This window comes from Burkholderia sp. THE68, from assembly GCF_009938265.1.
Lineage (GTDB): Bacteria > Pseudomonadota > Gammaproteobacteria > Burkholderiales > Burkholderiaceae > Caballeronia.
In genome coordinates this window covers 334,693-346,054 of sequence record NZ_AP022318.1, presented here as the reverse complement: position 1 = coordinate 346,054, position 11,362 = coordinate 334,693, and the positions used below count along the sequence as shown (strand labels likewise).

At 63.1% G+C, this 11,362-nt stretch carries 10 protein-coding genes; 5 read left to right on the top strand and 5 right to left on the bottom strand.

The window, feature by feature from the left end:
* The first annotated feature begins 31 nt into the window (after window positions 1-31).
* Window positions 32-793 (top strand): IclR family transcriptional regulator, encoded by a 762-nt coding sequence (locus BTHE68_RS27530; RefSeq protein WP_061176990.1) that lies wholly within the window; start codon window positions 32-34, stop codon window positions 791-793.
* A gap of 46 nt (window positions 794-839) precedes the next feature.
* On the opposite strand, the gene BTHE68_RS27525 is transcribed toward BTHE68_RS27530, so the two are convergent.
* The 3 genes from BTHE68_RS27525 to BTHE68_RS27515 all read right to left on the bottom strand — a co-directional run bounded on the left by BTHE68_RS27525 (window position 840) and on the right by BTHE68_RS27515 (window position 4,227).
* Window positions 840-2,279, bottom strand: a complete 1,440-nt coding sequence (locus BTHE68_RS27525; protein WP_162069474.1) for an amino acid permease — start codon at window positions 2,277-2,279, stop codon at window positions 840-842.
* 79 nt (window positions 2,280-2,358) lie between these two features.
* A complete protein-coding gene (locus BTHE68_RS27520) occupies window positions 2,359-2,751 on the bottom strand; it encodes a nuclear transport factor 2 family protein (RefSeq protein ID WP_162069473.1) in 393 nt (130 codons plus the stop codon).
* A 42-nt stretch (window positions 2,752-2,793) separates the two neighbouring features.
* Window positions 2,794-4,227, bottom strand: coding sequence for an NAD(P)/FAD-dependent oxidoreductase (locus BTHE68_RS27515; protein WP_162069472.1), 1,434 nt, complete (start codon window positions 4,225-4,227; stop codon window positions 2,794-2,796).
* A 235-nt stretch (window positions 4,228-4,462) separates the two neighbouring features.
* Between BTHE68_RS27515 and BTHE68_RS27510 the strand changes: the two genes are divergently transcribed.
* From BTHE68_RS27510 to BTHE68_RS27495, 4 genes are read left to right on the top strand one after another with little or no spacing between them, the layout of a single operon-like run.
* The gene (locus BTHE68_RS27510) at window positions 4,463-4,672 is read left to right on the top strand and encodes a DUF3311 domain-containing protein (RefSeq protein WP_162069471.1); all 210 of its coding nucleotides are present in this window, start codon (window positions 4,463-4,465) and stop codon (window positions 4,670-4,672) included.
* Between the two features lie 14 nt (window positions 4,673-4,686).
* Window positions 4,687-6,090 carry a sodium:solute symporter family protein gene (locus tag BTHE68_RS27505; RefSeq protein ID WP_162069470.1) on the top strand — a complete coding sequence of 468 codons (1,404 nt, stop codon included), beginning with the start codon at window positions 4,687-4,689 and terminating at the stop codon, window positions 6,088-6,090.
* Entirely contained in the window at window positions 6,087-7,739 is a 1,653-nt protein-coding gene (locus tag BTHE68_RS27500) for an amidohydrolase (RefSeq protein WP_162069469.1), read from the top strand. The genes BTHE68_RS27505 and BTHE68_RS27500 overlap by 4 nt, the downstream gene beginning before the upstream one ends.
* Window positions 7,736-8,704, top strand: coding sequence for a CobW family GTP-binding protein (locus tag BTHE68_RS27495; RefSeq protein ID WP_232078111.1), 969 nt, complete (start codon window positions 7,736-7,738; stop codon window positions 8,702-8,704). The genes BTHE68_RS27500 and BTHE68_RS27495 overlap by 4 nt, the downstream gene beginning before the upstream one ends.
* Here the strand turns inward: BTHE68_RS27495 and BTHE68_RS27490 are convergent.
* Window positions 8,627-10,360: a cobaltochelatase CobT-related protein gene (locus tag BTHE68_RS27490; RefSeq protein ID WP_162069468.1), complete on the bottom strand. Its 1,734-nt coding sequence runs from the start codon at window positions 10,358-10,360 to the stop codon at window positions 8,627-8,629. The genes BTHE68_RS27495 and BTHE68_RS27490 overlap by 78 nt on opposite strands.
* Complete coding sequence (locus BTHE68_RS27485; RefSeq protein ID WP_174258124.1) at window positions 10,357-11,343, bottom strand: AAA family ATPase; 987 nt, start codon at window positions 11,341-11,343, stop codon at window positions 10,357-10,359. The genes BTHE68_RS27490 and BTHE68_RS27485 overlap by 4 nt, the downstream gene beginning before the upstream one ends.
* Window positions 11,344-11,362: the final 19 nt, after the last annotated feature.

Here is an 11,362-nt window from a genome sequence, read left to right as displayed (position 1 = left end):
AGCGAAAAGTATGTAGACGGAGACAAGCAACGTGACATCGAATCAATCGAATGCCGCCGCAGTGCGCGCGTTTCGCGTGCTCGAAGCACTTGCCGAAGCGAACCGCCCGCTCTCGATGACCGAACTCGTCGATGCGCTCGGCCTGCCCAAGCAGACGGTGCATCGCATTCTCGTGCAACTGATGGATGCCTGGCTCGTCACGCGCGGCGCCAGCGACAAGCTCTACGAATGCTCGGCGCGCGTGCGCTCGCTCGCCATCAACGTGCTGATGCATGCGGGGCCCGCCGCGGCGCGTCATGCGCTGCTGGAACAGCTCGTCGCACGCGTCGGCGAGACCTGCAACCTGACGATGCTCGCGGGCAACGACGTGGTGTATGTGGATCGCGTCGAGACCGGCTGGCCGCTGCGCATGCACCTGCAGCCGGGCTCACATGTGCCGCTGCATTGCTCGGCGAGCGGCAAGCTGCTGTTGAGTTTTCTGCCGAAGGAACGCCGCGAACGGATGATCGAGCGCCTGCCGTTGCGTTCATACTCCGAGCGCACCATCACCGATCGCGATGCATTACGCCGCGAGCTTGCGTTGACGCGCCGCCGCATGCTGGCGATCAACAATCAGGAGCATTTGCAGGGACTCGTTGCGATCGCGGTGCCGGTGATGCTGGACCGCAACCGCGCGTGCGCCGCGATTGCGATTCAGGCGCCGGTCGGGCGTGTTGCGCTGGATCAACTGCTCGCCTTCGAACCCGATCTGCGCCGCACCGCCGAGGAAACCGCCAGAACTTTCAAGGAATGACAGCCGGTTTGCGATGCAGCAAACCGGCTGTCCGTTACTTCGACGCTCAACGTTCGACGGCCTGCAGATGCTGCGCCGAATGATCCTCTGATTCGATCTCGACCTCCTTGCGGCCGCGCTTGAACACGATATACGCGACGATCAGAATGCCGAGACTCGCGACACCCAGCCACAGCGGCTTGCGCTGATCGGGGATGAAGGCCATCGCGACGAGAATCGCGCTCATGCCGAAGATCGCGAGCCAGGTGAGATAGGGAAATCCCCACATACGCACGCGCAGATCGTTGGCTTCGAAACTCGTCATGCGGGCGCGCAGACGCAACTGCGAGAACGCGATCAGCAGGTACACGAAGATCGCCACCGTGCCGTATGAATTGACGAGGAACGCGAACACCGTATCCGGCGAGATATACGACATCACCACCGACACATAGCCGAACACGGTGCCGAGCAGAATGGCGCGCGTCGGCACGCCGCGCTTGTTCACCTTTGCGAGGCCGAGCGGCGCATCACCGTGACGGGTCAGCGCGAACAACATGCGCGAAGCCGCATACAGGCCCGAATTCAGCGCGGAGAGCACGGCGGTCAGCACGATCGCGTTCATCACGTTGGCGGCGGCGGGCATGCCCATCACTTCGAGCGCACTCACGTAGGGCGTCGCCATCTGATGCGAATTCCACGGCACCAGCGCGACGACGAGTGCCACCGAGCCGACGTAGAACACGAGCACACGCGTGATCACCGAATTGGTCGCCTTCGCGACGGCCTTGGCGGGCTCCTTCGCCTCGGCCGCCGCGATCGTGACGATCTCCGCGCCGAAGTAGAAGCCTGTCGCGGCGACCGCTCCTGTCATCACTGGCCCGATGCCGTTGGGCATGAAGCCGCCATGTCCGAGGAAGGTCGTGGCGACGTCGGTCGTGTGCATCGACGCGGGCCAGAAACCGCAGACATACAGGCCGCCGAGAAACAGGAACACGATGATCGCGCCGACCTTGATCGACGAGAACCAGAACTCGAACTCGCCGTAGCTGCCGACCGAAATCAGGTTGGTCAACGTGAGCACGACGAGCAGCACGAGACTGATGATCCATGAAGGCACATCGGGTATCCAGAACTGCACGAGCTTCGCGCCCGCGACCGCTTCGAGCGCGATCACGATGACCCAGAAGTACCAGTACATCCAGCCCGTCAGAAAGCCGGCGAGACGGCCCGGTCCGCGCTGCGTTTTAAAGGCCAGCCGCGCATATTCATAGAACGAGCCGACGGCGGGCATCGCGCACGCCATCTCGCCGAGCATGCGCATGACGAGCACCACGAGGCCGCCCGTGATGAGAAACGAGAGAATCGCGGCGGGCCCGGCCTGCTGGATCACCACACCGCTGCCGACGAAAAGTCCGGCGCCTATGACGCCGCCCAATGCGATCATCGTCATGTGGCGCTGCTTGAGGCCACATTTGAGATCGCCCTGATCCGTGTTCGAGTGCATGTCGTCTCCTGATTTGCTTGTGTCGGTTCTGCGTTCGCCCGCCGGTTCATTGCCCGCGGGTCGAGGCGCCTTCATTCAGTCACGCGATGGCCGGACGATCCTTGCGATACGCATTCTTCACCGCGATCCTGCCGTTCCTGAACGTGAAGACGTCCACCATGCGCGCTTCGATGCGCGAGCCGTCCGCCTTGGTGCCGCGAAACGTCGATTCCGATACGCCGCGCTCGCCGCTCACGAAATGTTCGCCGTCTTGCCACGACGCATCGGGAAAGGTTTCCCACGCGAGCGTGAAGCCCTTGCGCACTTCGTCGCGGCCCTCGAAGGTGCGGCCCAATGCGCCGGGTCCAGCCACGCCGTGAAAGACGCATTCGTCCGCCATGCAGTTCATCAATGCATCGATGTCGTGGCGGTTCCATGCATCGTTGAAGGACTCCAGCAGGCGGAGGTAGTCCTGATTCGTTTGAGTGCTCATGTGTCGATATTGTCAGTGTGTTGCGAAAGGGTTCAACCGGGTCTAGCGCTTCTCGTCCTGCGCCAGATACTTGTGATACAGAAACCGTTGGCCGACCCGGCGGAATGGCGCGAAGCCTTTCCACCGCACCATGCCCATCACGTTCGGATATTCGAGCGCGGAGTCGTAGATCGGCAGATCGTCGCGGCTGTGCTGCCATTTGCCCGCGATGCGCTCGGCCATGCGCCGCCCCGCATGCGCGGAGAACGACACGCCATTGCCGCCATATCCCACCGCATAGAAGATGCTCTGCTGCGGATCGGGCTGCGCGACGCGCGGCATCATGTCGTGACTCACATCGACCCAGCCCCACCACGAGTAATCGATGCGAATGCCCTTCAACGAAGGAAACTTGCGATGCAAACCTTCGATGAGCACGTCCATATGCCGGGGGTTCGCAGCGTCCGCGCCGGTGATCGCACTGCGGCTGCCGATCTGCACGCGGTTATCCGGCAGCAGGCGATAGTAGAAACGCAGCGTGCGCGTATCGGTGATGACCTGGCGCGTGCGAAAACCCGTCGATGCCAGTTCGTCCTGCGTGAGCGGACGCGTGACGAGCGAGTTGGAAAGGATCGGCATGATCTTCGCGGAAAGCGTGCGATGCATGTCGTTGCGCGTATAGCCACCGGTCGCGAATGCCACCGCCTTCGCGCGAATCACGCCGCGCGGCGTGCGTACGTGATGCACGCCGCGAATCGTCTCGACGTCGAGCACGGGCGTGCCCGGATGCACCTTCACGCCGAGCGAGCGCGCCATGCGCAGATAGCCGAACGCGAGCTTGAGCGGATGCACGCCGATGCCATCGGGTTCGAGCAGCGCGCCGCAGCTTTCGCGATCGTCGACATACGATTGCGCGACGTCCTTCGCGCTCAGCATGCGCGTGTCGTAGCCGAACACATCGCGCATCACGCGGCATTCGTTGGTGAGGAAATCCAGTTTGCGCGGACGGTGCGCGATGTAAAGATGCCCGCCCGGCTGCGCATCGCACGCGAATTCGCCTATCAACTGCCGGAACGTGTCGAAGCCTTCGCGAATTTCGGCGTCGAGCTTGAGCGCCGTCTGCTTGCCCCAGCGCTCGACCCATTGCGAGCGGTACAGCCTGCCGCTCGCGTTCTGCCCCTGCCCGCCGTTGCGGCTCGTGCAGCCCCAGGCGGTGCGGTTCGCATCGACGATCATCGCGCGGATGCCGTGCTCGCGTGCCAGAAAGAGCGCGGTCGAAAGGCCGGTGAATCCCGCGCCGACGATCAGTACGTCGACATCGGCATCGCCGGGCAAGGGTCCGTCGTCTTCGGGCGGCGCGCCTGCCGTCGCGACCCAATAGGTGGGCGCGTAGTCCATCGGCTGACGGCCGATGGGCGAGACGAGCGGGTCGTAGAGCGGATCGTATGGGGCGCACGCGCCTCGAAGGGCCGGCGCAGCGTAATCGAGAGTAGCCACCGATAACTCCTTGGAAAGTAGCTCCATGTTGCACCGAACTCCGCAGCGCGCTTAGTGCCACGCCGGAACCATCGTTAGTGCCAGGACGCGGGTTTCACTGGCACGTCACTGGCCCCAGCGATTGGTCCTTTCTGGCACTACGGCCGGCCATTTTTGTAAGGCCATACTGAGCCGCATCCCTTTTTGCCCGCGCATGCCCGTCCCGCGCGGCGCCCATGATCCTGCGGAGTGACCCATGCTGAAACTCTTGATCGGACTCGGTTTGCCGTTTGTCGGCGTCATCGGACTGCTGCCGTGGGCGGCGTCGAACGATTTTTATGTGCTCGGCGTTCCGTTTATCTACGCGTGGATATTCGGCTGGTTCGTGCTGACGTCCGTTTGCCTCCAGCTTTGCTGGATTCTGTTCGACAAAAAAGCGGAACAGCGCGAAGCGCGCGGCGCATAAAGGAGACTTTCGACATGGCTTCCACGGTATTTCTGGGCTTCATCGCGCTGTCGCTGTGGCTCGCGTTGCGCGCGGGCAAAGGGCGCGGCTCGCAAAGCGTGCACGATTTCTTTGTCGCATCGCGTCAATTCGGCGCGTGGCTCGTGTTCTTTCTCGCGGCGGGCGAGATCTACAGCATCGGCACGATGGTGGGCTTCCCCGGCGGCATCTATGCGAAAGGGCCGACCTACGGCGTCTGGTTCCTCGGCTATATCCTGCTCGCGTATCCGATCGGCTATTTCATCGGACCGAAAATCTGGGAGGCGGGCAAGCGCTATAACGCCATCACCCTGCCCGACCTGTTCAAGGGGCACTTCGGGAGCCGCACGCTCGAACTGATCGTCGCCATATCCGCGCTCGTCTTTCTGCTGCCGTGGGGACAGTTGCAGTTCACCGGTCTAGTCGCCGCGCTCAAGGGCCTCGGCTGGAACGTGAATCCGGTCGTCCTCATCATGATCTCGGCGCTGCTCGCGTTCGCGTATATCGCGATCGCCGGCGTGCGCGCATCGGCGTATATCGCGATTCTGAAGGACCTTCTGATGGTCGCGGCGATCGTCATCACGGGCATCGCGGTGGCCTGGGAAGCGGGCGTCGAGCCGGTGTTCAGGGCCGCGAGCCAGCATGTATCGAACGCGATGAGCACGCATCAGCTCACGTTCTCGATGAGCACGATGCTGTTCCAGTCGCTCGGCTTCTACGTGATGCCGTTTGCGATCCAGAACTTCTTCACCGCGAAGAGCGCGAACACGATCCGCCGCTCGCAGGTGGTCATGCCGCTTTACATGCTGATGTATCCTTTTCTCGTGGTCGCGTCGTACTACGCGATCGCCCAGAACGTGCCGCTCGCCTCGCCCAACGAAGCGTTCTTCACCGCCGTCGTGCATCTGTTGCCGCCGTGGCTGGTCGGTCTCGTCGCGGCGGGCGCATCGCTTTCGGGCCTGCTCGTGCTCGCGGGCATCTGCCTCGCGATCGGGCCCGTGGTCACGCGCAATCTGCTGCCGAACATGCCGGAGACACGTCAGAAGGCCGGCGCCAAAGTGGTGATCGGGCTTTATCTGCTGCTCTCCATCGTCATGACGCTCGCTACGCCCAACCTGATGCTCACGCTCATCAACATGACGTATTACGGCGTCACGCAGTTCTTTCCCGGCGTCATGGCGATCGTGCTCGGGCTGCGCGTGAGTGCGCGCGCCATCGCAGCGGGGCTGCTCGTGGGGCAGGTGCTCGCGGTCATCCTGTATGCGTTCCATGTCGATATCGCCGGCCTCAATATCGGCCTCATCTGTCTCGCGGCGAACGTGCTCGTGGTGTTTCTCAGCAATCCGAGCGCGGGCCGCAAACATGTTCATGCAGACCTGATCCACTCGAACGACTCATGACCCGAACCAACGACAACGCAGTAAAAGTGCTCGCAGCACGCAAGATTCTGACGATGAATCCGCGTCAGCCGGTCGCGACGCACGTAGCCATCCGCGAAGGCAAAATCCTCGCGGTCGGCACGCTCGACGACATGCGGCAATGGACCGATGCCGAGCCGGACACGTCATTCAGCGACAAGGTGCTGATGCCCGGTCTCGTCGAAGGTCATTCGCATCTGATGGAAGGCGCGATGTGGAGCGCGGTCTATGTCGGCTATTACGAGCGGCGCGGTCCCGACGGCACGCGCTGGCCCGGCCTGCAATCGCTCGACGCGGTGATCGAGCGCCTGCAGGAAGCCGAACGCAAGCTCGATGACGCCAGCGCGCCGCTGCTCGCGTGGGGCTTCGACCCGATCTTCTTCGGCAGCGAGCGTCTGACGGCGGCGCAGCTCGATCGCGTATCGGCGACGCGTCCCATCGCGATCCTGCATGCGAGCGTGCATCTGATGAACGTGAATTCGCCGATGCTCGCACTCGCCGGCATCGACGAAGACACTGACGTCGATGGCATCGTGAAGGACGAGCGCGGCGGGCTCACCGGCGAATTGCAGGAGTTCGCGGCGATGTTCCCGGTGTATCGCGTGATCGGCGCGAGGCTTTCCCTTTCGGCGAGCGATAACCCCGCTGCGATCCGCGATTTCGGCAAGGTCGCGCAACTCGCCGGCGTGACGACGGCCACCGATCTGCTCAACGATCTGTCCGACAAGGGCATGCGCAATCTCGTCGAAGTCACGCGCGATGCGCGTTTTCCGATCCGGCTCGTGCCCGCGTTCGGGCCGCAGCGCAATCCGGAAGGCGGCCCTGCCCGCGTGCTCGAAGCCATGACGCTCAACTCGGAGAAGCTGCGCTTCGGGCCGGTCAAGTTCATCGTCGATGGTTCGATTCAGGGCTTTACCGCGCGCCTGCGCTGGCCGGGCTATGTGAACGGGCGGCCCAACGGGTTATGGCTGATTCCGCCGGAGCAGTTCGTCGATACCTTCTTGCCCTTCCATCTCGCGGGACTGCAACTGCACATCCACACGAACGGCGATGAAGCTACCGAACTGGTGCTGGATGCAATCGAAACGATCCTGAACCGCCACCCACGATCGGATCACCGGCATACGCTGCAGCATTGTCAGATGGCCGACAGACGGCAACTCGAACGCGCCGCCCGCCTCGGCATATGCGTGAACTTCTTCTCGAACCATATCTACTACTGGGGCGACGCGCACTACGCGCAGACGATGGGCGCCGATCGCGCGAACCGCATGAACGCGGCGGGCACGGCGAACGAACTCGGCATCACGTTCGGCCTGCATTCGGATGCACCGATCACGCAGCTCAATCCGCTGTTTACCGCGTGGTGCGCGGTGCAGCGGCGCACCGCATCGGGCCGCGTGCTGGGTGAAGCGGAACGTCTGAACGTTGCCGATGCCCTGCGCGCGATCACGCTCGGCGCGGCCTATACGATCGGCATGGACGATATGATCGGCAGCATCGAGATCGGCAAGTTCGCGGATTTCGCGGTGCTCGATGAAGATCCGCATGACGTGCCGCCGGAGCGTCTCGGTCAATTGCGCGTGTGGGGCACGATTCTCGGCGGCTGCGCGTTTCAGGCGCCTGCATGATGAAGCCGATTCCGCTTGCCGTCATCGGCGGCTATCTGGGCGCGGGCAAGACCACGATGATCAACGCGCTCCTGACCAACACGGATGGCCGGCGCGTCACGGTACTCGTCAACGATTTCGGCTCGATCAATATCGACGCAGCGCTGATTCGCGAACGCAGCGACGACGTGATCGGGCTGGAGAACGGCTGTGTGTGCTGTTCGATCGGCGGCAAGCTGATGGAGACGCTCATCGAGATCAGCGCGCGTGATGTGCGGCCCGACTTGCTGGTGATCGAGGCGAGCGGCGTGTCGGACCCGGTCCGCATTGCGCAGGTCGGCATGCTGGATCGCGCGTTCCGCTTGCAGGGCATCGTGGTTGCGGTCGATGCGGAGTGCATCGAGGCGACGCTCGCCAATGCGTATATCGGCGATATCGCGCGGCGGCAGATCGAAGGCGCGACTTGCATCGTGTTGACGAAGACCGATCTGCTCGGCATCGAGGAATCGCGTGCCGCGCGCGCACGCGTGATGGATATCGCGCACGCGCGCATCGTGTTCGAAGGCAGTCATGGCAACGTGCCGAATGCGATTTTTTTCAACGACGATGCATCATTGAGTGAGCGCGCCGCTGTACCGTCTTTTAGTTATTCGAATCATCTTCCAGCGGAATTGCGTAGCTTTACGTTTCAGTCCAATGAGCGATTCGATCGCATCACGCTTAAAGCCGCGTGCGCATCTTTCAGCGACAGACTGCTGCGCGCGAAAGGATTTGTGCGGCTTCTCGACGGGTCGTGTGCGGAGATTCATGTCGTCGGGAAGCGCTGGCATATCACGCAATGCCGCGACGTGGAGCAGACTCGGATCGTCTTTATCGGGCTCTTCGAACCGGACGATATCGCCTCTGCGTTAAGTGCTGCTTCTGCGCCGCGCGCCGAGCCATCCCGCGAGCCTGGCGAACAAGGTCATATCCGGCGGCACGGATAAATCCACCGCGAAATGATGCCGATAGTACGGGCTCAGATCCAGCCCGACACCGAGCCCAAGCACTTCCACGCTCCGCGCAGCGTCATGTTTCGCGACGACTTCGCGCAAATGCTGATCAAGATAGTTGGGATCGTTGGCCTGCGCGGTGGCGCTGTCCATCGGACTGCCGTCAGAGATGACCACGACGATACGCCGCGCTTCGCTTCGCGCAAGAAGCCGCCCGCACGCCCAATCCACCGCTTCCCCATCGATCCCTTCGCGAAACAGATCGGCCTTGAACAACGCCGCAATATCGCCGCGCGCCGCGCGCCAGCTCGCATCGCCTTCCTTGAAGATCATGTGGCACGCTTCGTTGAGCCGTCCCGGATAGCGCGGCCTGCCTTTCGCCAGCCAGTCGAGCTTCGCGCGTCCGCCATTCCATGCGCCGGTCGTGAAGCCGAGCACTTCGGTCGCCACACCCGCCATGCCGAGCGCGCGCACGAGCACGTCGATCATCACCGCGACCGGCTCGATGCTCGCCTTCATCGACCCGGAGCAATCGATCAGAAAGCTCACCACGCAATCCGCGTGCGGCCGTTCGCGCTCCCGCCTGAAGACGCGACGCTCATCCGGCGATGCGACCACTTGCGCAAGCCGCCGTCCGTCGATGCGTCCGTCCTCCTCGCCGAACGACCAGCCGTCGCGCCGTGGCACGGTCAGCGCGGTCTGCAATAGTCGAGCGAGACGCGGCACGTTGATATGCCGCGCGGCGATCAGATTGTCGAGGCGTTCGCGATAATCACGCAACAACGCGGCGCGTATCAGCGTCGCCGGACGAAGCGTCCTGTCATGGCGCGTGGTGAAGATGCGATAGTCCTCGCCCGACGCCTCTCGCACACTACTGTCCGCACTCGCGGCGAGCGCGAGCCGTTCGATGTCGCCTTCTTCATCGTCGATATCGAACCACGTTCCGAGCATGGTGCGCGCAGCGTCTTCTTCTTCATCGTCGGACGACGCGTTGCTCTCGACAAACGCGTGACGCACGTCGCGCACCATCGCGCCGATCCGCTCGGCGATATCCAGCGCATGAGCCGCGTAAGCTCGCTGGTCGTGACAGTTACGCCGCATGCCCGCGAGCGCATGTCCGAGCGATGGCGCGAGCGCCGCGCGCGTGGCTTCGATGATGCCTTCCGTTGCTTCGAGCACCGCGCGGCCTGAAAGACGCGACGCGGCCATTTGCGCGACCGTGTAGATCAACAAGCCGATGTCGCTGTCGAGCAACCCGGTTTCATAACAAGCGAGCGACCACGCATCGAAACGATGCCGGATGTTCTGGCTCACACCGTGCAGGCCGGCAGGCGCGCGCGTTTCGCAGCGCAATTGTTCGAGCATGTCGAAGACCATGCGCGCCACGGAATCGTCGGGGGCGAGTGCGTGATGCAACGCGGCGTCCGAATACGCGATGCGCAACGCCGAGGCATCGGCGGCGCCGCGCGTCGAATCGATGTCCTCGTCTTCGCTGCGCTCGCCGCGCAAATGCGGCGCACGCAGCGGCACGGGCCGCAAGTGGCGATACAACCTGCCGCCCCGATAGTGCAGCGCGTCATCGCCAGTCAGCGCGCGCACGGTCGCAGCGCACAGCGCATCGCGGCGCGCGAGTTCACGCGAGTTGCTCATCGCGCCGACTCGTCATGCCATTGCGACGGCGTCTCCAGTTCGTCGCCGAACGCGCGCTGAAAATATTCCGCGACGATCGGCCGTTCCGCTTCATCGCATTTGTTCAGGAAAGTGAGACGCAATGCGAGCTTCGGGTCGTTGAAGACCTCGCAATTTTCCGCCCAGTTGATCACGGTACGCGGCGACATCAGCGTCGACAGATCGCCGGCCTGAAAGCCGCGTCGCGTGAGACCGGCCATGCTCACCATCGCATCGACGAGCGCGTGGCCCGCGTCGTGATCGAGTTGCGGCACGCGCGCGAGCACGATGCGCGCCTCTTCCTCGCGCGACAGATAGTTCAGCGTCGCGACCACGTTCCAGCGGTCGATCTGCGCGTGATTCAACATCTGCGTGCCGTGATACATGCCGTTCAGATTGCCGAGGCCGATCGTGTTGGTCGTCGCGAACAGGCGAAAGAAACGATGCGGCTGGATCACGCGGTTCTGGTCGAGCAGCGTGAAACTGCCGTCGCGCTCCAGAATGCGCTGGATCACGAACATCACGTCGGGGCGGCCGGCGTCGTATTCGTCGAACACGAGCGCAATCGGCCGTTGCAGCGCCCATGGCACGATGCCTTCCTGAAACTCGGTGACCTGTACATCGTCGCGCACGACGATCGCATCCTTGCCGACGAGATCGAGCCGGCTCACGTGGCCGTCGAGATTCACGCGCATGCACGGCCAGTTCAGGCGCGCCGCCACCTGCTCGATATGCGTCGACTTGCCGGTGCCGTGCAGGCCCTGCACCATCACGCGCCGGTTGAACGCGAAACCCGCGAGTATCGCCATCGTCACTTCGGGGCTGAAACGATACGCTTCGTCGATTTCCGGAACGTGCGGATCGCGCGTGCTGAACGCCGGCACCTGCAAATCCGAGTCGATGCCAAACAGCGCACGCACGGACACCTTGCGGTCCGGCTCGTCCAACCATGTGTCGCGCATCATGATGCTTCGTCTCCCATAG

Bases quoted from the DNA above. Each gene is read 5' to 3' on its own strand.
- BTHE68_RS27485 (WP_174258124.1), bottom strand. From the start codon at position 11,343: ATGATGCGCGACACATGGTTGGACGAGCCGGACCGCAAGGTGTCCGTG.
- BTHE68_RS27510 (WP_162069471.1), top strand. From the start codon at position 4,463: ATGCTGAAACTCTTGATCGGACTCGGTTTGCCGTTTGTCGGCGTCATC.
- BTHE68_RS27495 (WP_232078111.1), top strand. From the start codon at position 7,736: ATGATGAAGCCGATTCCGCTTGCCGTCATCGGCGGCTATCTGGGCGCG.
- BTHE68_RS27520 (WP_162069473.1), bottom strand. From the start codon at position 2,751: ATGAGCACTCAAACGAATCAGGACTACCTCCGCCTGCTGGAGTCCTTC.
- BTHE68_RS27500 (WP_162069469.1), top strand. From the start codon at position 6,087: ATGACCCGAACCAACGACAACGCAGTAAAAGTGCTCGCAGCACGCAAG.
- BTHE68_RS27490 (WP_162069468.1), bottom strand. From the start codon at position 10,360: ATGAGCAACTCGCGTGAACTCGCGCGCCGCGATGCGCTGTGCGCTGCG.
- BTHE68_RS27525 (WP_162069474.1), bottom strand. From the start codon at position 2,279: ATGCACTCGAACACGGATCAGGGCGATCTCAAATGTGGCCTCAAGCAG.
- BTHE68_RS27505 (WP_162069470.1), top strand. From the start codon at position 4,687: ATGGCTTCCACGGTATTTCTGGGCTTCATCGCGCTGTCGCTGTGGCTC.